This window comes from Sphingopyxis sp. BSN-002 (assembly GCF_022024275.1).
Lineage (GTDB): Bacteria > Pseudomonadota > Alphaproteobacteria > Sphingomonadales > Sphingomonadaceae > Sphingopyxis.
Genome location: NZ_CP091804.1, coordinates 1,573,408 through 1,597,482, shown reverse-complemented (window position 1 = coordinate 1,597,482; position 24,075 = coordinate 1,573,408). Strand labels below are relative to the sequence as shown.

General features: G+C 66.2%; 22 protein-coding genes. 11 read left to right on the top strand and 11 right to left on the bottom strand.

The window, feature by feature from the left end:
- Positions 1–124: 124 nt before the first annotated feature.
- The gene (locus tag L7H23_RS07935) at positions 125–775 is read left to right on the top strand and encodes a glutathione S-transferase family protein (RefSeq protein ID WP_237838802.1); all 651 of its coding nucleotides are present in this window, start codon (positions 125–127) and stop codon (positions 773–775) included.
- Here L7H23_RS07935 and L7H23_RS07930 read toward each other — a convergent pair.
- The 5 genes from L7H23_RS07930 to L7H23_RS07910 form a co-directional block, all read right to left on the bottom strand.
- Positions 772–1,935 carry a hypothetical protein gene (locus L7H23_RS07930; RefSeq protein ID WP_237838801.1) on the bottom strand — a complete coding sequence of 388 codons (1,164 nt, stop codon included), beginning with the start codon at positions 1,933–1,935 and terminating at the stop codon, positions 772–774. The two genes, L7H23_RS07935 and L7H23_RS07930, sit on opposite strands and share 4 nt — an antisense overlap.
- A gap of 238 nt (positions 1,936–2,173) precedes the next feature.
- Positions 2,174–3,769 carry an ABC-F family ATP-binding cassette domain-containing protein gene (locus L7H23_RS07925; protein WP_237838800.1) on the bottom strand — a complete coding sequence of 532 codons (1,596 nt, stop codon included), beginning with the start codon at positions 3,767–3,769 and terminating at the stop codon, positions 2,174–2,176.
- A gap of 125 nt (positions 3,770–3,894) precedes the next feature.
- Positions 3,895–4,551, bottom strand: coding sequence for a helix-turn-helix domain-containing protein (locus L7H23_RS07920; protein ID WP_237838799.1), 657 nt, complete (start codon positions 4,549–4,551; stop codon positions 3,895–3,897).
- Positions 4,552–4,686: 135 nt separating this feature from the next.
- Complete coding sequence (corA, locus tag L7H23_RS07915; protein ID WP_237838798.1) at positions 4,687–5,658, bottom strand: magnesium/cobalt transporter CorA; 972 nt, start codon at positions 5,656–5,658, stop codon at positions 4,687–4,689.
- A gap of 63 nt (positions 5,659–5,721) precedes the next feature.
- Positions 5,722–6,378 (bottom strand): NUDIX domain-containing protein, encoded by a 657-nt coding sequence (locus L7H23_RS07910; RefSeq protein WP_237838797.1) that lies wholly within the window; start codon positions 6,376–6,378, stop codon positions 5,722–5,724.
- Positions 6,379–6,503: 125 nt separating this feature from the next.
- On the opposite strand from L7H23_RS07910, the gene L7H23_RS07905 reads away from it, so the two are divergent.
- Positions 6,504–7,568 carry a bifunctional nicotinamide-nucleotide adenylyltransferase/Nudix hydroxylase gene (locus tag L7H23_RS07905; protein ID WP_237838796.1) on the top strand — a complete coding sequence of 355 codons (1,065 nt, stop codon included), beginning with the start codon at positions 6,504–6,506 and terminating at the stop codon, positions 7,566–7,568.
- A 52-nt stretch (positions 7,569–7,620) separates the two neighbouring features.
- Positions 7,621–9,009 (top strand): nicotinate phosphoribosyltransferase, encoded by a 1,389-nt coding sequence (locus tag L7H23_RS07900; protein ID WP_237838795.1) that lies wholly within the window; start codon positions 7,621–7,623, stop codon positions 9,007–9,009.
- Between the two features lie 7 nt (positions 9,010–9,016).
- Here L7H23_RS07900 and L7H23_RS07895 read toward each other — a convergent pair whose 3' ends face one another.
- Both L7H23_RS07895 and L7H23_RS07890 read right to left on the bottom strand, forming a co-directional pair.
- The gene (locus L7H23_RS07895; RefSeq protein ID WP_237838794.1) at positions 9,017–9,835 is read right to left on the bottom strand and encodes a hypothetical protein; all 819 of its coding nucleotides are present in this window, start codon (positions 9,833–9,835) and stop codon (positions 9,017–9,019) included.
- A gap of 13 nt (positions 9,836–9,848) precedes the next feature.
- Complete coding sequence (locus tag L7H23_RS07890) at positions 9,849–12,194, bottom strand: GH92 family glycosyl hydrolase (RefSeq protein WP_237838793.1); 2,346 nt, start codon at positions 12,192–12,194, stop codon at positions 9,849–9,851.
- Positions 12,195–12,339: 145 nt separating this feature from the next.
- Here L7H23_RS07890 and L7H23_RS07885 point away from each other — a divergent pair, with 145 nt between their 5' ends.
- The 6 genes from L7H23_RS07885 to L7H23_RS07860 all read left to right on the top strand — a co-directional run bounded on the left by L7H23_RS07885 (position 12,340) and on the right by L7H23_RS07860 (position 18,367).
- Positions 12,340–12,717 carry a BlaI/MecI/CopY family transcriptional regulator gene (locus L7H23_RS07885; protein WP_237838792.1) on the top strand — a complete coding sequence of 126 codons (378 nt, stop codon included), beginning with the start codon at positions 12,340–12,342 and terminating at the stop codon, positions 12,715–12,717.
- Positions 12,714–14,450: a M56 family metallopeptidase gene (locus L7H23_RS07880; protein ID WP_237838791.1), complete on the top strand. Its 1,737-nt coding sequence runs from the start codon at positions 12,714–12,716 to the stop codon at positions 14,448–14,450. Before L7H23_RS07885 ends, L7H23_RS07880 begins: the two co-directional genes overlap by 4 nt.
- A gap of 127 nt (positions 14,451–14,577) precedes the next feature.
- A complete protein-coding gene (locus L7H23_RS07875; RefSeq protein ID WP_237838790.1) occupies positions 14,578–15,315 on the top strand; it encodes a hypothetical protein in 738 nt (245 codons plus the stop codon).
- A complete protein-coding gene (locus L7H23_RS07870; RefSeq protein WP_237838789.1) occupies positions 15,312–17,411 on the top strand; it encodes a TonB-dependent receptor plug domain-containing protein in 2,100 nt (699 codons plus the stop codon). The genes L7H23_RS07875 and L7H23_RS07870 overlap by 4 nt, the downstream gene beginning before the upstream one ends.
- A gap of 19 nt (positions 17,412–17,430) precedes the next feature.
- Positions 17,431–17,814, top strand: coding sequence for a reverse transcriptase-like protein (locus tag L7H23_RS07865; protein WP_237838788.1), 384 nt, complete (start codon positions 17,431–17,433; stop codon positions 17,812–17,814).
- Between the two features lie 94 nt (positions 17,815–17,908).
- Positions 17,909–18,367: a hypothetical protein gene (locus tag L7H23_RS07860; RefSeq protein WP_237838787.1), complete on the top strand. Its 459-nt coding sequence runs from the start codon at positions 17,909–17,911 to the stop codon at positions 18,365–18,367.
- Here the strand turns inward: L7H23_RS07860 and L7H23_RS07855 are convergent.
- Together L7H23_RS07855 and L7H23_RS07850 are read right to left on the bottom strand one after the other, a co-directional pair.
- Positions 18,358–19,383 (bottom strand): adenosine deaminase, encoded by a 1,026-nt coding sequence (locus tag L7H23_RS07855; protein ID WP_237838786.1) that lies wholly within the window; start codon positions 19,381–19,383, stop codon positions 18,358–18,360. The two genes, L7H23_RS07860 and L7H23_RS07855, sit on opposite strands and share 10 nt — an antisense overlap.
- Positions 19,376–19,951, bottom strand: coding sequence for a phosphoribosyltransferase family protein (locus L7H23_RS07850; protein ID WP_237838785.1), 576 nt, complete (start codon positions 19,949–19,951; stop codon positions 19,376–19,378). Before L7H23_RS07850 ends, L7H23_RS07855 begins: the two co-directional genes overlap by 8 nt.
- Before the next feature lie 84 nt (positions 19,952–20,035).
- Between L7H23_RS07850 and L7H23_RS07845 the strand changes: the two genes are divergently transcribed.
- A complete protein-coding gene (locus L7H23_RS07845) occupies positions 20,036–20,473 on the top strand; it encodes a DUF983 domain-containing protein (protein ID WP_237838784.1) in 438 nt (145 codons plus the stop codon).
- On the top strand, positions 20,466–21,803 hold the full coding sequence (locus L7H23_RS07840) for a PLP-dependent aminotransferase family protein (protein ID WP_237838783.1): 1,338 nt from the start codon (positions 20,466–20,468) through the stop codon (positions 21,801–21,803). Before L7H23_RS07845 ends, L7H23_RS07840 begins: the two co-directional genes overlap by 8 nt.
- A 150-nt stretch (positions 21,804–21,953) precedes the next feature.
- Here L7H23_RS07840 and L7H23_RS07835 read toward each other — a convergent pair whose 3' ends face one another.
- Positions 21,954–22,337, bottom strand: a complete 384-nt coding sequence (locus tag L7H23_RS07835; protein ID WP_237838782.1) for a hypothetical protein — start codon at positions 22,335–22,337, stop codon at positions 21,954–21,956.
- Positions 22,338–22,340: 3 nt separating this feature from the next.
- Positions 22,341–23,996, bottom strand: a complete 1,656-nt coding sequence (locus tag L7H23_RS07830; RefSeq protein WP_237838781.1) for a M20/M25/M40 family metallo-hydrolase — start codon at positions 23,994–23,996, stop codon at positions 22,341–22,343.
- Between the last annotated feature and the right edge of the window lie 79 nt (positions 23,997–24,075).

Genomic DNA, 24,075 nt, shown 5'->3' with positions numbered 1-24,075 from the left:
CAGATGTTTCACGCCGAAGGGTTGATAGCAAGTTTATTTCGCAGCCGTTCCGGTGGTGTCGGACGGCTTGCGGCGCGCGGCCTTTAACCTATGCTATAAGACCGGAATAAAGGGAGATTGCGGGATGATCATTTACGGTTCGGTGGTGTCGCCGTTCGTGCGCAAATTGCTCGGCTATCTGGGCGAAAAAGGGATCGAATTCGAGCTGAAGGGCGTCGGAATCGGCGACCCCGATCCGGGTTTCCGCGCCGCCTCGCCGCTCGGGAAAATGCCCGCGATGGACGACGACGGCTTCCTGCTCGCCGATTCGAGCGCGATCATCCACTATCTGGAAGCGAAACACCCCGAGCCGGCCCTGATTCCGGCCGATCCGCAGGAGCGCGGACGCGTGATCTGGTGGGACGAATTCGGCGATACGGTGTTCGCCGCGTGCAGCGGAAAGATGTTCTTCAACCGCATCGTCTCGCCAAAATTCCTCGGCCGCGAAGGCGATCTGGCGGCGGCGGCGCAGGCCGAGGCCGAGGAGTTGCCAAAGCTGCTCGCCTATCTGGAAAGCGCGATTCCCGCGTCGGGCTATCTGGTCGGCGGCCGTTTCACGCTTGCCGACCTGGCGGTCGCTTCACCGCTGATGAATTTCCGCCACTGCGGCGCGTGCATCGACGCCGCGACGCACCCGAAGACCGCGGCTTGGAGCGAGGCGATCCTGTCGCGCCCGAGCCTTGCGCCGTGGGTCGAGAAGGAGGAACGGATGATGGCGAAGGTGCTGGCAGCCTAGGATCCGCTGCCGGCCGGGAGCCGTGCCAGCGTTGCGAGGAGCTGGGCCTGGCTGGTCGTCCCGGTCTTGCGGAAGATTCCTTTGAGCAGGAACCGGGCGGCGTTGAGGCTGACGGCGCGGAGCGCGGCATAATCCTGCAGCGTCTGTCCGCGCGCCAGCGCCACGGCGAGCCGCGCCTCCGCCGGCGTGAGGCCGAACCATTGCGCGACATGGTCGATCTGGACGACGGGGGTTTCGCCGACGGCGCTGCCCATCGTGACGATCAGCGAAGCGCCGAGCTCGATACCGCCCATGCGCTGTGCGGTTTGGCGTGGAAGGCGCGCCGCCAGCACCGGACATTCGCCGCCCGCATCGTTTACGGCCTGAAAGGCGAGGCTGGTCGTCGCCGGGCCGCGCACCAGATCGAGCAGCTTTTTCTGGCTCGCGGGATGGGTGAAGGTGAGCCGGTTCCCGGCGAAGCGGATGAATCCCGCCTCTTCATAGCGTGCGGAGCGGCCGTTGGCGGCAAGGATGCCGAGCTGGTCGTCGAGGCTGAAAATCGCGAAGGGCGCAGCATCCGCGGCGGCGCGAGCGGCGCCTGCAGCGAGTTCGAGCGAGGCGAGGCGGTCGCTGATCCGCAGCGCCCGCTGGATATGCGGCGCAAGGACGCGAAGCCCGCGCTTCAGCTTTTCGGTGTCGCGGTCGCCGGGGCCGGGCAGCATCAGCCCGAGCCGTTCGCCCCCGCGCCGGTCGAGTAGCACCCCGACGAGCCGGTCGATTCCGTAAGGCTTCAGGAAATTGCGGAAAAATTCGGTTTCATAGAATTCGTCGCGCGTCACGATGTCGTAACTGTCGACCACGCTGCCGTTCGCATAGCGCGAGAAGCGCCGCGACCAGGTGTTCATCCCGGCGTAGACCCCGGTGTAGATTTCCTGAAGCCCCGCCGCGAGCCCCGAGGCGGCGACGAAGCGCGCGCGGGGCGGATTATTGCTTTCCCACAGGATGAACGCCGATTCCCAGCGGAGCGGGCATAGCGCGCCGGTTATCCGCGTCAGCGTCTCGTTCCAGCGTTCGGGATGGAGCACCGATTCATAGATCTCGCCGATCAGCTCGTTCAGCACGTCCCATTCGGCGGACGCATCGGTATCGGGCGGCAGGATTGGCACAGGATCGGTCGGCACGCTTGTCCCCGGTCGGCGAGATAGGCAGCTGTGCGCCATGATAGAGGAGCAAATCGCGCCGTGCCAAGGCGTAATGCGATGAAAAAAGTGCGGATGCTACCCAATCGGGTAGCGCAATCGGATCGGCGGCGGGCCATTCGGTGTCCGCGACCCAAGCACAGGGTGACCCACCATAGTCATCCTGTTTCTCGAAGCCCGCCGGTTCTCCGACGGGCTTCTTTTTTCGCCCGGTGCGCGCTCACCCCGGTGCCGACCCCAAACCCGCCGCTATTTCGCGCTGGATGCCGATCGCGTCGAGGAAAGCCGGATCGTGGCTCACGACGAGCAACGCGCCGTCATAGGCGGCCAGCCCGGTCTCGACCGCGGTCAGCGAGTCGAGGTCGAGGTGGTTGCCCGGCTCGTCGAGGATCAGCAATTGCGGCGGCTGCGGGGCGCCGAGGACGCAGGCGAGCCCGGCGCGGAGCATCTGTCCGCCGCTGAGCGTGCCGACGATGCGGTCGGCGGCGTCGGCACGAAAGCGGAAGCGCGCGAGCGCGGCACGGCACCCGTTGTTGGTGGCGCCGGGGTTGAGCGCGAGGAAATTGGCCGCGATCGACCGCGCCGGATCGAGGAGCGAGACGCGCTGGTCGAGCAGGGCGAGGCGAACGGGGGTCCGGACCGTGCCCGACCAGGGGGCGAGCGTGCCGGCGACGAGCGCGAGCAGGGTCGACTTGCCCGAGCCGTTGGGTCCGGTGATCGCGATCCGCTCGGGCCCGGTGATCGTCAGCGACAGGTCGTCGATCACCGGATTTCCCGCAACATAGCCTGCCGTGACATGGTCGAGTTCGAGCACGGTGCGCGCGGCGGAGAGGCCGGTCGAGGGAAGCCCGACCGCGAGCGGATCGATCACCTCGATCTGGCTGCGTGCGGCTTCGAGCACGGTTTCGGCCTCGCGATGCTGGCGATCGGCGAGGCGCGTTGCGGAGGCGCGGGTTTCCTCGGCGCGGCGCTTGAGGCCGCCGATAGCGATTTTCGGCATGTCGCCGCGCGCCGCCTTGGCGCGCCCGCGCGCGTCGCGCCGGTCCTGCTTCTCGGTCGCCGCCTGCGCCTGGCGCCGGGCGTGGCCGAGACGTTTTTCGGCGCCGGCGAGTTCGGCTTCCGCGGCCGCCTGCTCGATATCCTTGCGCGCGCGCCACGCGCTCCAGCCCCCGCCGTAGCGCGCGGCGCCGAGTGAGGTGAGCTCGACGATCGCGTCCATTTCCTCCAGCAGCTCGCGGTCGTGGCTGACAACGATCGCGCCGCCGCGCCAGCCGCGGATCAGGTCGCGCACCGCGGCGCGCCCTTCGCGGTCGAGGTTGTTGGTGGGTTCGTCGAGCAGAAGGAAGTCGGGCCGTGCGAACATCGCGCCGGCGAGCGCCGCGCGCGTCCGCTGGCCGCCCGAGAGCGCCGCGAGAGCGGTGTCGGCGGGCAATGGCAGGCCGACGGCGGCGAGCGCCTCGCCGATCCGCGCCTCGAGCGTCCAGTCGGCGTCGCCGATCTCTCCGACGCTTGCTTCGCCGGCCTCGGCCCTGCGGAGCAGCGCGAGCGCGGCGCGCGCGCCGAACAGGTCGGCGATCGTCTCGTCCGGATCGACCTGCACCGTCTGGCGCAGCATCGCGATGGTGCCGTCGATCGCGATCGAGCCCGAGGCGGGCGCAAGATCGCCGGTCAGCAGGCGCAGCAGGGTCGACTTGCCGACGCCGTTGCGGCCGACGATGCCGGTGCGTTCGCGCTGGAAACCGAGGTCGAGCCGCGAGAGGACGGCGCGGCCGTCGGGCGTGGACCAGCTGATATCGGAGATTGTGATCGAGGACATGGATAGGGCTTTCCTGAAGGCAAGGCTTGCGGCGATGCGGTCAGTTGCGATCCATGATCCTGTCAGCTCCCTGAAACGGTGATGGGGCGTCCTTTAGCCGATAACCGGCCGTCTGGAAAGGCGCGTTACAGTTCGACGGTGATGCGGACCTTGTCGGAGGTCGTACCCATCGCGCGCGCGATCTGTTCGCGGCTGCGGTCGATCAGTTCGTGAATGCCCTCGGACTCGGGTTCGTCGAGCAGCTCGGCAAGCGAGACGCCGAGCAGGTCGGCGAGCGCGTCGAGGCGCGCATGCTTCGGCCGGGTGCGGCCCTTTTCCCACCCGGAGATCGAGGGGGCGCTGACGCCGAGATGGGCGGCAATGTCGAGCTGGCTGAGGCCCTTGCGAACGCGCAGACGCTGCAGCCGCGCGCCGAAATGATCGACCGGCCGCGGTGCATCGTCGCCGAGTGCGAGATGCGGCGACGCGGCGCTCTGAAGCTGTGCGGCGCTGAGCGTCGCGGAAGAGATCGGGGTATCGAACTGGCATCCGACGAGAAGGCCGCTGGTCCAGACGATCTGTGCGCCCACCGTGCCCGCGTGCGGCAGGTCGATCCGGATGCGATCGTTCGCCGCCAGATCGGCGTCGCATTCGACGAGCAGGCCGGTCTCCGAGATATTGTAGATCTGGATGGCGAGCGGCGTCCCCGCATCCGTCCGGCCCTGCACGAGAAGCGGGAGATTGCGGCGCGCGTTGCGGCGTTTGCTTTGCGCCTGCGGATCGGAAAATACGGGGTTGGCCATGGTAGCCATATGTCGGGGATACTCGGTTAAGACTTTGTTAGCGGCGAGGACGAAGGACCAGCCTATCGGGACGGCGGGGCGTCGCCGCCAGAGGCTTGCGCCCCGACGCCCCCGGCAAGCGACGGACCGGGACGGTCAGAGCCAGCCGATGCTGCGGAAGCGCCAATAGAGTGCGCCGCAAATCGCCGCCATGCCCGCGATGACGAGCGGATAGCCGAAGGTCCAGCCAAGTTCCGGCATATGCTGGAAATTCATGCCGTAGATGCCGGCGATTGCGGTCGGAACCGCGAGGATCGCAGCCCAAGCGGCAAGCTGGCGGGTGATGACGCCCTGACGCTGCTGTTCGAGGAGCGAATTGGTGTCGACCACCGACGCCGCGACCTCGCGCAGACCCTGAAGGCGAAATTCGGCGCGTTGGACATGATCCCAGATATCGCGGAAATACGGGCGCACGGCGTCGTCGATCCACGGCAGGTCGTCGGTGCCGACGAGGCGGTTGGCAACGTCCTTCATCAGGCCGACGATGCGCTGGAAGCGGATGATCTCGTGCCGCTGCGAATAGAGGTGGCGAATCTCGCTGGCATCGAGCGGGGTGTCCATCACGCTTTCCTCGACCAGCAACAGCCGGTCCTCGATCGCGTCGATCACCGGGAAATAGCCGTCGACGATGAAATCGAGGATTGCATAGAGGACATAATCGGGTCCGTGCGCGAGCTTGTGCGGTAGCGTCTCCAGCCGTGCGCGCACCTCGGTATGCGCGCGCGCCGATCCGTGGCGGACAGTCACGGCGAAGTGACGGCCGAGGAAGATCGCGGTCTCGCCGCCCTGGATCGTGTCGCCATCGAGATTGCCCGTCGCGGCGATGACGAAGAGCTGGTCGCCATAAACCTCGACCTTCGGAAGCTGCTTTGCCTTCAGCGCGTCCTCGACCGCGAGCGGATGCAGGCCGAAGCGTTTCGCGATGCCGGAAAGCTCCTCCTTCGTCGGTTCGTAAAGGCCGAGCCAGAAGAAATCGTCGTCGGCGCAATCTTCGGGAATGACGTCGCTCGGCCCGAGCTCGCGGACGAGCTTGCCCTGATGATAGTGGCGGGCGGCGACGATGGGCATGGACGGACGTTCCTTTCTGGCTGCGCCCTAAATAGGCCGCGCCGCGATGAAGGGAAGTGGCCTTCAGGACGGGACGCGCAAGCGGAAAAGTTCGGCGGGGCGGAAGGCGCCGCCCTCCTCGCGCGTTCCGGTCCCCTCGATCCAGCCCTTGTCGAGCATGCGGCGGCGGAAGGCCGGCTTGTTGAGCGCGGTGCCGAGGATCGCTTCGTGGACGTCCTGGAGCGCACGCAGGGTGAAGAGTGGCGGGAGCAGGGCGAAGGCGACGGGAGCATAGTCGAGTTTGCCGCGCAGACGTGCCGCGGCGTGATCGACGATGCCGCGGTGATCGAAGGCGAGCGGCGGCAGCGCGTCGAACGGCGCGAGCCTCAGGTCGTCGCGGCCCGCGAGCGCGGCGGCGAGCGCCTCGGCGGGCAGCAGCGCGAAATAGGCGATCGTGACGATGCGCATGCGCGGGTCGCGATCCGGCTCGCCGAAGCTGTAGAGCTGTTCGAGCCAGGCGTCGGCGACCCCCGCCTTGTCGGCGAGGATACGCTGCGCGGCGGCATCAAGGCTTTCGGCGGCTCCGACGAAGCCTCCGGGAAGTGCCCAGCCACCCTTGTGTGGCGCCTCGCTGCGGCGCTGGAGCAAAACCGCCAGCCGCCCGTCGCGCACCGTCATCAGGACAAGGTCGACGGTCACAGCGAGCGGCGGGAAGGCAGCGGGATCATAGGGTTCGGACATGGCGGTAACTTATATCTTGACTAGATATATGTCAAATACATATAAGTCCGGCAACGCCATCGAATCGGAGGGCGAGTCGCCGCGGGGGGTCCGGGGCGAAGGGTGGATCGAGGGAGTCTCGAGCGATGAACAAAGCAGATTTCGGTGTCTTTATCGGACGCTTCCAGCCACTGCATATCGGGCATGAGCATGTCATCCGGCAGGCGCTCGATCGGGTCGGACGGCTGATCGTCCTCGTCGGATCGGCGAACGTGGCACGCGATCCGCGCAACCCCTTCACCTTCGACGAGCGCGCCGCGATGCTGCGCGCCGCCTTCCGCCACGAAATGGCCGAGGAGCGGCTGATCGTCGAACCGCTCGACGATCATCTCTATTCGGACACGGCATGGGTGACCGAAGTGCAGCGGCGGGTGAACCGCATCATCCTGGATGTCGGCAACGGGCATGGCTTCGGCAGCCACGGGCTCGCCGATTTTCGCGTCGCGCTGACGGGTTATGGCAAGGATGCGTCATCCTATTATCTCCGCCTGTTTCCCGAGTGGGACAATATCCAGATCGACAGCCAGTACGGGACCTTCAGCTCGACCGACGCGCGGCGGCGCTATTTCCAGCGCATCCCCGAAGTGCCGGCGTCGATCCTGACGGCGGACGTCGCGGCGTGGCTCGACGCGTTCAAGCTGGGCGAGACGTTCCGCATCTTGCTCGAAGAGAGCGAATATCTCGCCGCCTATCCCGATCAATGGGGGAAGGGGCCGTTCGTCACCGCCGACGCGGTTGTCGTCCAGTCGGGGCATATATTGCTCGTCGAGCGCGGGCGACTGCCCGGCAAGGGGTTGCTCGCGCTGCCCGGCGGCTTCGTCGATGCGGGCGAACGCATTCGCGACGCGGCGATCCGCGAGCTGCGCGAGGAAACGGGGATCAGCGACGGCAAGGGCCAGATTCCGCCCGCGATGCTCGGCAGCTTTATCGAAGATCATCGCACGCGGGTGTTCGATGCGCCGAACCGCAGCTTGCGCGGCCGCGTCATTACGCATGCATTTCTGTTCCGGCTACCCGAGCGGCGCAAGCTGTTCGCGGTCAAAGGCGGCGACGATGCCGCGCACGCGCGCTGGTATCGGCTCGGCGACCTGAGCCCCGAGATGTTCTTCGAAGATCATTGGTCGATCATCGAAGAGATGGCCGACCTGTAACCCGCGGCGGGGGAGTCCCGCCGAACCTGAGCGAATGTGAGGAGTTCACATCATGAAAAACCTGATCCTGGCGACCGACAGCTACAAGCAGAGCCATTTTCTGCAGTACCCGCCCGAGGCGCGCATCATCAGCGCCTATGTCGAGGCGCGGCCGAACCCCTTTTCCGACGAGATCGTCTTCCTGGGGCTGCAGCCGCTGCTGGTCGACTATTTCAGCCAGCCGATCGCGGCGGCGGACATCGACGAGGCCGAGGCGATCTGCGTTGCGCACGGGGTGCCGTTCAACCGCGCGGGATGGGAGGCGATCGTCGCCGATCATGGCGGCTATCTGCCACTCGAGATCAAGGCGCTGCCCGAGGGGGCGATCGTCCCGGCCGGGGTGCCGCTGGTACAGCTCGAGAATACCGATCCGCGCATGCCCTGGCTGACGACCTTCATCGAGACGGCGATGCTGCGCGCGATCTGGTACCCGACGACGGTCGCGACGCTGAGCTGGAAGTGCAAGCAGGTGATCCGCGCCGGGCTGGAAAAGACGTCCGACGATGCCCTCGGGCAGTTGCCCTTCAAGCTGCACGACTTTGGTGCGCGCGGGGTGTCTTCCGCCGAGAGTGCGGGGCTGGGCGGGCTCGCGCATCTCGTCAATTTCCAGGGCACCGACACGATGGAGGCGCTGGTCGCGGCGCGGCGTTACTATGGTGCCGACATGGCGGGATTTTCCATTCCTGCCGCCGAGCACAGCACGATGACGAGCTGGGGGCGCGAGCGCGAGGAGGACGCCTATCGCAACATGCTCGACCGGTTCGAGGGCGAAGGGCGGATCGTCGCGGTGGTCTCCGACAGCTATGACCTCGATGCGGCGGTCGCCGATATCTGGGGGGGCAGCCTGCGCGAGAAGGTGCTTGGCCGACAGGGCACGCTGGTCGTGCGTCCCGACAGCGGCGATCCGATCGAGACGCCGCTCCGCACGGTGAAGACTTTGTGGGAGAAGTTCGGCGGCAGCGTGAACAGCAAGGGCTATCGCGTGCTCGACCCGCATGTGCGGGTGATCCAGGGTGACGGGATGACGGTCGACAGCATCGGCAAGCTGGTGGCTCGCATGGTCGAGGAAGGCTTTGCGATCGACAATATCGCATTCGGCATGGGCGGCGGGATGCTCCAGCACGTCAACCGCGACACACTGCGCTTCGCGATGAAGGCGAACGCGATGCTGGGCAGCGACGGCGTGTGGCACGACGTGTTCAAAATGCCGAGCACCGATCCCGGCAAGGCGAGCAAGGCCGGGCGGCAGGCGGTCGTGATGAAGGACGGCCGGATGGTGGCGGCAAGGCTGGACAGCGCCGCGCCGGGCGCCGACCTGCTGGTACCGGTATGGCGCAATGGCGAGCTGCTGGTGCGGCACGACTTCGACGCGGTGCGCGCGCGGTCCGAGGGGCGGCTTTGAGCGGGCGCTAAAGGACTTCGATCTCGAAGCTGGCGGCCAATATATCGCCTTCGTCCATCGACTGGCGGGCAAAATGCTGTTCGCTGTCGATCGTCAGGCTCAGATGCAGCGGATGATCGTGCGCCGTACCCAGACGGAAGCCGAGGAGGTCGGTCCGGAGGTACGAATTTGCGGTTTCCTTCTGCGCCCTCATCTGGCCTGCCTGAAGCTTGTGGATGGAAAGCGTCTTGGCCACGGATTTGGGGTCGCACGGTTTCCCGGCCCGGCTTTCGCGCCGATCCAGACATAAGACCTTATAATTCGCCCGGCCGTTCTCGAGATCGCGCAGCAGACGATCCAGCAAATATATGTACCGGCCTGCTCCGCCGTCTTCGGCATAGAATAGCCTGTCGAAATCGCGGAACTTCGAGCAGGCGGCAACACGATCCTCGTCGCTTCCTTCGGCAGGCGAACGCCACGCCGCATAATAGGTGCCGATCGCGATGTCGTCGTCCCACTGTTCGGAATCGGTCTTTGGACGGCCTTGCACGATCCATTCGGGGATCGTCACCTTGTCTACCCGGCAAATCCAGCTGCCATAGGCTTTGGGCGGGGCGTAGAAGACCATGGTGCCCGACGGATAGGTTTTCGAAGCGACAAAGCTGTCGGCAAGCCGCGCAAAAATTTGCTCGCGCGATTGGGCGGTGGGCTTTGTTGCCGGCATCGTTGCCGCCTTGTCCACCGGAGCCTCGCCTTCGGGCGACGGCGTGCAAGCCGCCGCGAGGGTCAGCGGGATCGAGATCGTCAGCACGCGCGATATCGAGTGGCGCCGGTTCGGTGGGATCATGATTGCCCAGCCTTCACTTCGCTGCGGTCGACATCGAATAGGGCCGCGCGCCCACCGCCTTGCCCCACGCCGCATTTGGCGTGGGCTGCATCGTGAAGCGGAGCGTGCCGCCCTTGCGGATTTCGGCGTCGGAAATCCAGCTTCGCGTGAGCGGTTTGCCGTTAAGCTCGACCTTGCCGACATAGCGGTTCGTGTCCGAGAGCCCGGGGGCTTCGACGGTGAAGCGCTTGCCGTCGGGCAGGGTGAGCACCGCACGGTCCACGAACGGCCGGCCGAGGACATATTGGTTCGATCCCGGCGCGACCGGATAGAAGCCGAGGCCGGTGAAGACGAGCCACGCCGACATCTGTCCGAGGTCGTCGTTGCCGGAGAGCCCGTCGGGGGCGGGCTTGTACTGACTATCGACGATCTGTTTCAGCCGCTCCTGCGTCCGCCACGGCGCGCCGGCGTAGGCGTAGAGATAGGCGACATGATGGCTCGGCTCGTTGCCGTGGATATACTGGCCGATCAGCCCCGCGATATCCTCGGCATGGCTGTAGTCGAGCTTGCTGTTGTCATAGTCGAACATCGCGTCGAGTTTGGCGATCGCCTTCGCGTCGCCGCCGAGCATTTTGAAGAGCGCGGCCTGATCCTGCGGGACGAACCACGAATATTGCCAGGCATTGCCCTCGGTATAGTCCGAGCCATAGTTGATTGCGGTCGGGTCGAACGGGGTACGGAAGCTGCCGTCGGCCTTGCGCGCGCGGAGCCAGCCGGTCTTGGCATCGAAGCTGTTGCGCCAGTAACCTGCACGCTTGGCGAAGCGCTCGGCGACGTCCTTGCGGCCGAGCTTTTCGGCCATGCGCGCGATCGTCCAGTCGTCATAGGCATATTCGACGGTCTTCGATGCGGCCTCGGGTTCGCGGTCGATCGGAACGTAGCCGAGTTTCATATAGTCGCCGAGCCCGCCATAGGGGGCGTATTCGGCGCTCGCGACCATCGCGTCGAGCGCCTCGTTGGCGTCGAAGTCGCCGACGCCCTTCATATAGGCGTCGGCGATGACCGGGACGGCGTGATAGCCGATCATCGTCCAGGTCTCACGGCCGTGAAATTGCCAGACGGGCAATATGCCGTGCGGGCTGTGCTTCCGGCTGGCGACAAGCGATTTGACGATGTCGGTGTTCGTCTGGTCGGGCTGGACGAGGGTCAGCAGCGGATGCTCGGCGCGGAAGGTGTCCCAGAGCGAAAAGGTCGAGCGGAAGGTGAAATCCTTCGCGACATGGACCTGATCGTCGGGGCCGCGGTAGCGGCCGTCGACGTCGCTCCAGACGCTCGGCGCGAGGAGGCTGTGATAGAGCGCGGTGTAGAGGTTCGTGCGCATCGGTGCGGGGGCGTCGATCTGCAGCGCGCCGAGTGCCTTGCGCCACTCGCCCTGCGTGCGCGAGCGGACCGTGTCGAAGTCGGCGCCCCCCGTTTCTTTTTCGGCGTCGTCGAGATTGGCGACGGCGCCCGCCTCGTCGACGCCCGAGAGCGCGACGCGGACCTCGAGCGGACCGCCGAGGGTGCCGAAATCGAGTCGCGCCTCGAGTGCCTTGCCGAGCTTTTCGGCGAGCGCGTCACTGCCGCGGCCGGGTCCCTGAAAGCCCTTGTACGGGATCTTCTCGTCGCGATCGAGGAAGGCGTGGCCCTTCAGCGGCGCCGAAAAGCGCATTGCGAAATAGAGCTTGCGCCCCGGCGCCCAGCCGCGCGTTTCGCGAAAGCCGGTGAGCGTGCCGTCGGGGCGGAGATGCAGCCCCGACCAGAGGATCTTGCCCGGATAGTCGTAGAGCGACGAGCGGAGGTCGAGAAGCAGATGCGCTTCCTTGCCTGCGGGGAAGGTATAGCGGTGGACGCCGGTGCGCGTGCCCGCGGTGAGTTCGGCGCGGATGCCGCTGTCGGCGAGGGTGACGGCATAATAGCCGGGGCTGGCCTTTTCGGTCGCATGGTCGAAACGCTGGCGATAGCCCGAGCCCGGCTGCTTCGGATCGCCGGGATCGAGCTTTACGTCCCCGGCCTGCGGCATGACGAGGATGTCGCCGAGGTCCGAATGGCCCGCGCCCGAGAAATGCGTGTGGCTGAACCCCTGGATCGAGGGGTCGTGATACGAATAGCCCGCAGCATGATCGTAGCAGTCGCGGATCTGGCACGTCGCGTCGGTGTCGGGCGAGAGCTGGACCATGCCGAAGGGCGCGGTCGCGCCGGGGAAGGTGTGGCCTTCGGGGCCGGTGCCGATCATCGGGTCGACGTAGCTCAATATGTCGGCCGCAGGCTGACCGGTCGCGCCGGGGATCGGGAGGGTGGCGAAGAGCAGAGCGGCGACGGCCACGGGAGTGCGTTTCATGCGCGATCTTGTGCCGCGAAGTGCGCGGACTGCCAATGCCGAATCCGGGTGTTTCGCTTTATGTGTGTTATCCGGATAAAACCCCTTGCCAAGCATGCGCTACAAATGTAGCACGCTACAAATGTAGCGCATGAGGTGATTCGGAATGTTGTCGAGCCTGCCCCCGCGAGAACGCGAAATTGTCGATGTCCTGTACGAACGCGGCGCCTCCACGGTGATCGAGATCGGCGAGGCGCTTTCCGACGAGCTGTCGGGTTCGGCGATCCGCGCGATGCTGAAGCGGCTCGAGGCGAAGGGCTTTGTGGCCCGCGAACAGTCCGAGCGCGGCTTCGTCTATGCGCCGAGCCTGTCGGACAAGGCGGCGCGCAAGTCCGCGCTGAGCCAGGTCGTGCGCGTCTTCTTCAACGGATCGCCGACGAGCGCCGCTGCCGCGCTGCTGGGCATGCAGGACGACATGAGCAACGACGAGCTGGACGAACTTGAAAAAATGATCGCGAAAGCCCGCGACGGGAGGATGCAATGATGACGACCGCCATGCTGCTGGGCCTTGCCTGGAAATCGCTGATCGTGGCCGGGCTGACGCTCGTGCTGCTCCGTCTCGCGCGCTCGCGGTCTTCGGGCGAGCGCTCGATGATCGCGCATGCCGGGCTGATCGCGCTGCTCGCGCTGCCCGCCGCGATCCTGTTCCTGCCGCAGTGGGCGCCGCTTCCCGAACATTGGTTCGGCGAAACCGGGCTCGCCGCGCATGCGTCCTCAACTGCAATGGCTTCAGGGGTGCCGGTCGTCGATCCGGGTCCCGCCGCGGCGTCAGTCCCTGCCGCGACGGAGACCGCGGGGTCGGCGCCGGCGACATTTCCCGCAATCGCCGAGTTCGCGCCCTTTCTCTATTTCATCCCGCTGGCGCTGCTGTGCGGAGTGATGCTGCTGGCGGTCGTGCGGCTGTTCGCGATGCGCGGCCGCGCCGAGGTGCTGGTCGAGGGCTCGTGGCTCTCCGCGCTGGCCGAGGCGCAGCGGCGGATGGGCTTCAAGCACGGCACCGCGCTGCTGGTGAGCAACGAACTGCGCTCGCCGATCAGCTGGGGCGTGCTGCGCCCGACGATCGTGCTGAGCCCCAAGGCGGTTGCCGCTGCGGGTGAGGCCGAAGCGATCATCGCGCACGAACTGGCGCACGTCGCGCGTCTCGACTGGGCGAAACTGCTGGGTGCCCGCATCGCCTGCGCGGTCTTCTGGTTCAATCCGCTGGTATGGATGCTCGCGCGCGAAAGCCATCAGCTGCGCGAGGAAGCCGCCGACGATGCCGTGCTGATGGCCGATATCGACGGACCCGATTATGCGACCCTGCTCGTCGGCGCGGCGCGCCACGACAATCAGGGCGCGTTGCTCGCCGCGCATGGCGTCGCGCCGGGCAAGGGCAGCCTGAAGCGCCGGATCACCCGCGTCCTCGACGGCAGCCTGAAGCGCGGCCCGGCGAGCGTGAGCTGGATGCTGATGAGCCTGGTGCTTCTGGCGGGGATTACCGCCCCGCTCGCCGCCTTCTCCGCGACCGCCGACCGCGAAGTGGCGGAAGAGGCGCGCGACGTCGCGATGGCTGCCCGCGAAACCGCGGTCGTTCATGCGCAGTCGGCGATGGCGGCAAAGGGCGATGCCGAAAAGGATGCGAAGGCGGCCGCCGCCGTCGCGGCCGCCGCGTCGCGACCGCTGAGCGCCGACGAGCTGGTCGGGATGCGCGCGGTCGGGGTCACGCCCGAATATGTCGAAAAGATGCGCGAGCATGGCGGGTCGATGGACCCCGACGACCTGATCGCCGCGAAAGCGACCGGCGTCGATCCGGCCTATATCGGGTCGATGCGCGCGATCGTTCCGGGCGCCGATCTGGGCGACCTGGTCGGGGCGAAGCAGATGGGGGTCGACGCCGCCTTTGCCCGCGACATGAAGGAGCATTTTCCCGGCGTCGATATCGACGACCTGATCGCGCTGAAGGCGATGGGCGTCGACTGCGACTTTGTGACCGACATGCGCAAGGCCGGGGTCCGCGTACGCGATCCCGACGATGCGATCGAGCTGCGCGCGACGGGCATGCACCCGCCGGGCAAGGGCGTGAAGAAAACCGCCGTGTCGCGGGACGGCGCAACGGTACGCGTCGGCCCCGGCGTGGTCGAGGCCCGCAGTGCCGACGGCCGCGTCGCGCGGATCGAGATTCCCCAGGCCCCCGCCGCCGCAAGGCCGCCGGCACCGCCGGCACCCCCCGGCACCTGACGGGCGAGCGTCCGACGCCCGGACATTCGTCCAAACCCGTCACCCGTTGATCGAACCCTGATTTTGAAATGTCGCTGCGGCGGCGAGCGATGACGCTCGTCTGGCGCACGCATGGGAGGAGTGCACCATGAAAGCCATTTATTTTGCCGCCGGCGCCGTGCTGCTGTCGGTTATCGCCTGCTCGGTCCCGAGCACCGCCGCCGACCAGCTGGTCCTGAGCGATATCGAATGGAAAGCGACGCCGGCGACCGGCAAGGGCAAGCCCCACCTGCGCGTCAGCCGCAAGCGCTCGAACAGCGACGTGTCGATCGACGGATCGCGCCGCGAACTTGCGGGCACCGAGGCGGTGCTGCGCGGTGCGACGGGCCCGGTGTCCTTCACGATCGTCCATGCATCGGGGACGCTTGCCTGTAACGGGTCGCTGAAGGGCGCTTATGACGGGGCGGGGAGCTGCCGCTTTACCGCGGATCCCGAATTCGAACGCGCGCTGGCCTCGCGCGGACTGGCACCGGAGGATCGTGACGATCTGCTCGCGATGCTGCTGGTCGATGCGACGATCGAGCTTGCCGACGGGCTGACCGCCGAGGGCGTCAAGCCGAAGGACGATGACGATCTGATTGCCGCCGCGGCGCTGAAGGTCACGCCCGCCTATGTCCGCGACCTGAAGTCCGAGGCGCTGATACTGACCGATGTCGACGATGCGATCGCGTGCAAGGCGCTCGACGTCGACGGCGCCTATGTGCGCGGGCTTGCGGCAGCGGGATACCGGAAACTCAGCGCCGATGACGTCGTCGGGATGAAGGCAATGGGCGTTTCGCCCGAATATGCGCAGGCGATCAATCGCGCGCGGGGGAGTGGTCAGTGAAATTTGTCGCAAGCCTCGCGGCGGTCGCCGCCGCGCTCTCCACCATGCCGGTCGCGGCGCAGGATACGCCGGCGCCGACCGGCGACACGCCGCCGCCCGCCGCAAGCGAGGTGCCGGCGACCGCAACCAGTACGGCCCGGCAGGTCTATACCCCCGCCGACTTCACACGCTACGCGCCGAAGAACGCCTATGACATGCTGACGCAGGTTCCGGGCTTCGCGATCCGCGACAACGAGAATCTGCGCGGGCTGGGGCAGGCGACGGGCAACGTCCTGTTCAACGGCGAACGGCCGTCGAACAAGGCCGACGACATGTACACCCAGCTGTCGCGTATCCCGGCAGAGAATGTCGAGCGGATCGAAATCGTCGATGGCGCGACGCTCGATATCCCTGGCCTGTCGGGGCAGGTGGCGAACATCGTCTATCGCGCCGACAGCTTTTCGGGACAATTTTCGTGGAAGCCGCAGTTCCGGGCGCATTACACCGATCCGCTGTTCACACGCGGCGACGTGTCGATGCGCGGGCGCGCGGGGCAGATCGAATATGAGGCGGCACTGAGCAACGACGATTCGGCGCGTAGCGGCGCAGGCGGGCCGACCCTGATCTATGACGGTACGGGCGACATCATCGAGCGCCGCCGCGATATCTGGAACACGCATTACGACACGCCGAAGCTGTCGGGGCGCATCACCTGGGATCCGCCGGGCGACACGGTCGCAAACCTGGGCGGGCAATATCAGCGCAAATACGACCGCTATTATGAGGATGGCGTGCGGATGAGCCCCGGCACGCCCGACCGCATCCGCACCGTGTACGAAAATGCCGACAGCTGGAATTACGAGGTTTCGGGCGACTATCAGTTCAAGGCCGGCCCCGGAAAGCTGAAGCTGATCGGGCTGCGCCGTTTCAGCCACGAGCCGTACAAGCAGGAGATCGTGACGACCCCGGACGGCGGTGTCGCGACCGGCGACCGCTTCCAGCAGGTCGGCGACCTCGGCGAGACGATCGCGCGCGGCGAATATCAGTGGAAGATGTTCGGCGGCGACTGGCAGCTGTCGGGCGAGGCGGCGTTCAACACGCTCGACAATGTCGCGTCGATCGCGGTCCTGGATCCCTCGGGCGCGTGGGTCGACCAGCCGTTCGAGGGCGGCACCGGCGGGGTGAGCGAGGACCGTTACGAAGGCCTCTTGAGTTTCGGGCGCAAGCTGACCGACAAGCTCAATTTCCAGATCATCGCGGGCGCCGAGCATTCGACGATCACGCAGACCGGGGTCAACGGGCTGACGCGCACCTTCTTCCGGCCGAAAGGGTCGATCTCGCTCGCCTGGACGCCGTCGGACGATTTCGACGTCTCGGTCAAGCTGCGCCGCCGCGTGCTGCAGCTTTCCTTCTATGACTTCCTTGCGCGCGCCTTCCTCAACGACGGCAACGAGAACCAGAGCAACAATGATCTGCGTCCGCAGCAGGACTGGACCTATGAGGCCGAGATCAACAAGAAGTTCGGCGCATGGGGATCGACCAAGATCAACCTCATCTATCGCGACGTCGAGGACCGCGTCGACGTGATCCCGATTGGCGAGGATGGCGAGGCGGTCGGCAATATCGCCAAGGCGAAGGCGGGGGCGATCGACTGGACCTCGACGATCAACCTCGACCCTGCGGGGCTGAAGGGTGTGAAGATCGACACGCGCGTGCTGTTCCAGAAGAGCTCGCTGCGCGATCCCTTCACCGGCGAAAAGCGCCAGTGGAGCGGATTTACCGACACGGTGATCGAGCTCAACCTGCGCCACGATATCCAGGGGAGCGACTGGGCGTGGGGGATCAATTCGAACTACGGCCACTATCAGCCGAATTACCGCCGCAACCAGAGCGACAAGGTGTGGGAAGGCCCCATCTTCGCCGACGCCTTCATCGAGAACAAGGATGTGTTCGGGCTGACCGTTCGCGCAACGCTGGGCAATTTCCTGAATGCACGCTCGAAGCGGGACCGCACGGTCTATGAGGGCATTCGCGGACAGAGCCCGATTGCCTTCGTCGAGAAGCGCAACCGGCTGATCGGACCGATCTTCGCATTATCGGTACGCGGAAAATTCTGATCGGGTCTATGGCGGGCGGATGACCGCCCGCCGGACCAAAATCTATTTCGACGGTGGCTGCCGGCCGAACCCCGGGTCGATGGAAATCGCGGTGGTCGTCGGCGGCGTCGAGACGATCGACCGTGACCTCGGCGAAGGCAGCAGCCTCGATGCCGAATGGCTGGCGCTGATCGCGGCGCTGCGGTTGGCGCGCGACCGCGGGCTGACCGATTTCGTGCTGCTCGGCGATGCTGTAGCGGTGGTGGCGCAGGCGAGCGGCAAGGCGCCGGCGCGGGGCGCGGCGGCGAAGCATGTGGCAGCGTTGCGCGAACTGGTCGGAGACGGCCCTCTACCACGCATCCGGTATATCGGGAGGGCACAGAATCTGGCCGGGATCGCGCTCGCGAAACGGCATCCGCGCTAGATTCGGCATGCGACTGCGCAATTGCCTTGGCGATCGCGCTTACATCTTGTTAGTCGGCCGACGACAAGCACGGGCGGAGCGCAAGATCGGGAATATGAGACAGCTTTATCCCCTGCCGATCCATCACAGCTGGCCGCTGTACGAACGCGAGCGCCATTTCGCGCTGGGGCAGTTGCTCGATTACTCGCTCGACGCCGAGATCGCGACCGGATCGCGCGGCGCGCACAGGATCGGCGAATGGTCGTGCGAGCTTGCCGACAACCGGCTGAGCTGGTCGAGTGAAGTCTATCATATCTTCGGCCTTCCCGACGGCGCACCGATATCGCGTGACGAGGCGGCGGGAATGTATTGCGAGGGGTCGCGGGCCGCGATGGAGAAATTGCGCGCCTATGCGATCCGGCACCGACGCGGCTTTACGCTCGATGCCGAAATCCGGCCGATGCAGGGCGAACGGCGCTGGATGCGGCTGATCGCGGAACCGGTCTGCGCGGGCGGCGCGGTCGTCAGATTGCGGGGGTTGAAGTTTCTCGTCCCCGCCGAGACTCAGCTGTAGGCGTCGATCGCCGCGAGATGCTTCGCCTTGTCGGCGTCGCTCAGGAAGGACCCCGTAAAGCTGTTGCGTGCGAGGGTGACCAGATCGGCCTTCGACAGGTCGAGCGCATCGGCGACCGCCTGATAATTGGCATTCACATAGCCGCCGAAATAGCTGGGGTCGTCGCTGTTCACCGTGGCGCGGAGACCCGCGCCCAGCATCGTCTTGAGCGGATGGTCGGCGATGTCGTCGACGACGCACAGCTTCAGGTTCGAGAGCGGACAGACGGTGAGCGTCATGCCTTCGTCGGCAAGGCGTCGCACCAGCGCGCCATCCTCAAGGCTGCGATTGCCATGGTCGATGCGGTCGACCTTCAGCAGATCGAGCGCTTCATGGACATAGGCGGGCGGGCCTTCCTCGCCGGCATGCGCGACGATCTTGAGGCCGAGCCCCTTGGCGCGCGCGAAGACGCATTCGAATTTCGACGGCGGATGGCCGACTTCGGAGGAATCGAGGCCGACGCCGTCGATGCGATCGAGGTACGGCAGCGCCGCGTCGAGGGTCGCTTCGGCGTCGGCTTCGCTGAGGTGCCGGAGGAAGCACATGATGAGCTTCGAGGTCATGCCGTAGCCGGCTTCGGCATCGTCGAGCGCGCGGGTGATTCCGTCGATCACTGTGGCGAAGACAACGCCGCGCTCGGTATGGCCCTGCGGATCGAAGAAGATTTCGATGTGCCGCACCGCGTCGGCATGCGCGCGTGCGCAATAGGCGGCGGTGAGGTCGTAGAAATCCTGCTCGCTATGGAGGACGCCCATCCCCTGATAATAGATGTCGAGGAAATCCTGCAGGTTCGAGAAGGCGTAGGCGGCGCGCACTTCCTCGACGCTGGCGAAGGGGATCGCGACGTTGTTGCGTTGGGCGAGCTCGAACATCAGTTCGGGCTCCAGCGAGCCTTCGATGTGGAGATGAAGCTCGGCCTTTGGCAGGCCGGCGATGAAGGCGGCGCGTTCGTCGCGCGAAGCGAACCCGTCAGTCATTGGGCGCTTGCTCCTCGCGCAGGATGATGGCCGCCTCGGGCTTGTGGCGGCGGATTTCCTCGATCGTCAGCCCGTCGATCTCGTGCGGGAAGATCAGCCACCGGTCGGTTTCGTGGACGAAATAATCGGGGTGCAGGTCGGTGACGTTGCGGCGCGGCTTGAACCAGACGGTCGCGATGCGGATGTCGCGCGGCATGTTGTTGCGGCAGCGCGCCCTGAGCTCGGCGATGAAGGCACGGATGCTGCGGCCGCTGTCGAAGACATCGTCGATGATGAGCAGCCGGTCCTCGGGGTTCAGCGTGTCGATGAGGTAGCCGAGCGCGAATACCCGGACATGCGGATCCTGATCGTCGATGCCTTTGTAGGAGGAGGTCCGGATCGCGATGTGGTCGCAGTGGTGGCCGTGATAGTCGAGCAGTTCCTGGACCGCGATCCCGACCGGCGCGCCTCCGCGCCAGATGCCGACGAGGTGGGTCGGTTTGAAGCCGCTATCGACGACCTGCATCCCCAGCCGCAGCGAGTCCGCGAGGAGATCATTGGCGCTGATGTAGATTTTATCGTCGCTCATGCTCCCGGATTAGTGGGCCTCTGGACATTTGTCATGCCCGACATTATGTATGGTATTGTGTATGGACATACGGGATGTGAGTCGATGACTGGCGAATTGGAAGGCCGCGAAAAATGGCTCTGGATTTATCGCACGGGGCTCCATGGGCTGTGCCCGCGCTGCGGCGAGGGCAAGATGTTCCGGCGCTGGCTGAAGGTGCAGGACCGCTGCCCGCATTGCGGGCTCGATTATGATTTCGCGGCGCCCGACGACGGTCCGGCCTTCTTCTCGCTCTGCTTCATCGCCTTTCCGCTGCTGTTCCTCGTCGTGTGGTTCGAGGTCGCGTTCAACCCGCCGTGGTGGATGCACCTGATCGTGTCGGCGCCGCTGATGGTCGTGCCGTGCCTGCTGGTGCTTCACCCGATCAAGGGCTGGCTCGTCGCGTCGCAATATGTGAACAAGGCGCAGGAAGCCGGGACCGACGCGCTGTGGGCCAAGCTGAACGCGCGCGCCAAGGGAGAGATAGCCGACGCCGATGCCTGACAGCTGGGTTCCCGATCTGACGCGCAGCCGCGGCGCCAAATATGTCGCGATCGCGGAGGCGATCGCGAGCGCGGTCGAGACCGGCGAACTGCGCAGCGGCGACCGGCTGCCGCCGCAGCGCGACCTTGCGGCGCGCCTCGGAATCGACCTGACGACGGTCACCAAGGCGTATGAGCAGGCGCGCGCGCGCGGGCTGATCGGCGCGCGCGGGCGGGCGGGAAGCTTTGTGCTGCCGCAGGATGCGATCGCTGCGGGCCCGCCGCCGCGCGATACCGGCATGAACATGCCCCCCGAGGTCGAGGGCGGAACGCTGCTTGCCACCTGGGAGCGGACCGCGAGCGCGCTGCTGCGCGCGCCCGGCGCCGGCGGGCGGTTGCACTATACGCCAGCGGGTGGGCGCGAGGCCGATCGTGCGGCGGGCGCGGCGATTTTTGGCCGGATGGGGCTGGCGAGCGACGCCGCTCAGGTAGTGGTGACGGCGGGGGCGCAGAATGCGCTGCACGCGATCGTCGGGGCGACTATGGAACACGGCGACGTCGTTGCGTGCGGGGCGCATATCTATCCGGGTTTCCGGGCGATCGCAAAGAAGGCGCGGCTGCAACTGGCGCCGATGCCGCGCGTCGAGGCCGGGGCGCTGGAAGAGCTGTGCGGCAGGCAGCGGGTGGCGGCGCTTTATGTGGTGCCGACGAACGACAATCCGACGGCCGGGACGCTGGACGAGGAGGAGCGCGCGGCTCTGGCCGGGGTCGCGCGGCGATATGGCGTGCGGATCATCGAGGATGATGCGTACGGCCAACTGCCCGAAAAGCCGCTTGCGCCGCTGTCGAGTTTTGTGCCCGAGCTCGGCTGGTATATCGCGAGCATGTCCAAGACGATCTCCCCCGCGCTGCGCGTTGCGCATGTCCGCGCGCCGTCGTTTCCGGAGGCCATGGCACTCGCGACCGAGGCGCATCATTCGGATTCCATGCCGCCGCCGCTGAATGTGGCGCTGGTGACGCGGTGGCTGGAAGATGGCAGCTACGATCGGCTGATCGCGGAAACGCGTGCCGAGGCGGTGGTACGGCTAAAGATGGCAGAGGATGTCCTGCCAGCGGAGAGTTATGCCGCCGATCCCTGCGGCTATCACCTCTGGGTGCCGCTGAAGGCGAACGTGGACGCGGGGCAAGCCGCTGCTGCTCTGCGCGCGGCCGGGTTGACGGCGATACCCGGCGGCCATTTTGCCGTGGAAGAGACCAGTGCACCAGCACTACGCGTTTCGCTCGGTGGTGCGATCGGCCGGGCTGTACTTACGGCCGGGCTGCGCGCATTGAAGGCCATGCTGGCGGAGTAAGCTGGAGGGGCGGTTTTGGGGTGGAGAGCGGACGCTCTCAATGTGCACCCCGGCGAAAGCCGGGGCCCAGTCCGCTGGTGAAATCAGGGCCCCGGCTTTCGCCGGGGTGCATGTCTCTATCGTCCGCAATCGGTCGTTAGCGGCCGATCGTCAGAATATTTGCTCCGACCTCTCGCAGGATTTGCGAACAGCTTCCAGCGCCTCGTAGAGCGCCTTGGTCTCGCCGCCCGAAACGAGGACCGACATTTTCGGGAAGCGGGTCGAGCCGTCGAGGCGAACGGTGTTGCGCCCGACGCGCTTGATCTTTCCGCCCTCGCCGATGTCGATCATATGTGCGGCGAAGCCGTTCGGGAGCAGCTTCGTCTTGAAAGCGATGTTGCAGGTCCTGACTTCGATCTCGAGGACCTTCTGGCGATCGCGGGGGCGGTCGCCCGATGCGACCGTCAATGTGCCGTTGCGGCCGAGCTCGTCGAGGATCGCGGTCGGTGCTGCGGGTGCCGTTGCCGCAAAGGCGAGGCCGAGGATCAGGCTCATTGCCTATTTCCGCGCCGCTGCGCTGGCGTCGCGGATCGCCTTGAACTCGCTGCCGTCCTTCCAGCCGGGCCATTTGCCCGAGCGCGCGAGTTCATCGCCTATCTGGTAAAAAACCTGAATGTCCTGAACCGCGCCGTCGAGGTTCCATTTGGGTCCCCATGCGTCGCACGCCTGATGGTAGCATTTGCCGGTATAGTCATCGACCCATTTCTGGCCCGCAGCCTTGCCGCCGTTCACGAGGTCCGACGCGCCGGCGATGCCCATCATCAGCAGCACGGGAACGCCGCGCTTCGCCATGCTGAAATGATCGGCGCGGTAGAAGAGGCCGCGTTCGGGGAGACTTTCGACACTGACGCTGCGGCCCTGCTTCGCGGCGAGGCGGGCGAGATCGTCTTCGAGGCTGCCCTGACCCTTGCCGACGAGGATGACGTCCTTCGCCTTGCCCGCGGTCTGCAGGATATCGAGGCCGAGGTTCGCGACGGTCTTTTCGGGCGGATAGAGCGGGTTTTGCGCATAGGCCTCCGAGCCCAGCAGCCCGCGTTCCTCGGCGGTCCAGAAGGCGAAGAGGATGCTGCGGTCGGGGGCGGAAGCGGCCTTGAAATTGCGCGCGATTTCGAAAAGGCCGGCGACGCCGAGCGCGTCGTCGTTGGCACCGGCGCGGTAGATGCGGCCCTGTTCGTCGGGCTTGCCCTCGCCATAGGCATCCCAGTGCGCGCCGTACATGACGACCTCGTCGGGGCGCTTGGTTCCGGGAATTTTGGCGAGGACATTCTGACTCTGCACGACCTCGTGCTTCACCGGGATTTCGGCTTCGAGGGTGACGCCGCGAAGATCGACGGGGCGAAAGTCGCTGCGCCGCGCCGCGACGCGGAGCTGGTTCAGGTCGAGGCCGACGTCGCCGAACAATTTGTCGGCGACATCGTGCGCGATCCAGCCCTGGAGCGCGAGGCTGGTGCGTTTTTCGGGCGGCACGACGAGGCCGTAGTTTTCGCCGCCGCCGCTCTTCACGACGTTCCAGCCGTAGCCGACGCCGTCGGTGTCGTGGACGATCAGCGCGGCGACCGCGCCGCGGCGGGCCGCTTCCTCGAACTTGTAGGTCCAGCGGCCGTAATAGGTCATCGTCTTGCCGCCGAATTTGCCCGCGACGGGCTCGTCCACCCCTGCGACGAAATCGGGGTCGTTGATCAGGAAGACCGCGACCTTGCCCTTGAGGTCGGCGCCCTTGAAATCGTCCCAGCCGCGTTCGGGGGCGCTGACGCCATAGCCGACGAAGACGAGCGGCGCGGCGGCGACCTTTGCGACGTCGTTCGGCTGGAGCGTCGAGACATAGATGTCGGTGCCCTGGACCAGCGGCTGGTAATTATGGTGGCTGGCGCGCTCGAACTGGAGCTTCACCGGCGAGCCGAGCGCGGTGTGGAGGAGCGGGACGGGCTGGGTCCAGCCGCCGTTCGTGCCCGCAGGCTCGAGCCCCAGCGCCTGCAGCCGGCCGATCAGATAGCCGATCGTGCGCTCTTCGCCGACCGTGCCGGGTGCGCGGCCCTGAAACTGGTCCGAGGCGAGGGTGCGGACGGTGTCGGTGATGTTCGCGGCGTCAATGTCCTGCGCGGCGGCGGGGGTTGCGAGGATAGCGGCGGCGAGGAGGGCGGGGCGCAAGGTCATGAAAGGCTTTCCATTGTGATTTGCGGGTGAGCCTAGCCAGCGCCGCCGGCTTTGTGAACCGCCGTGCTGTCACAGGACG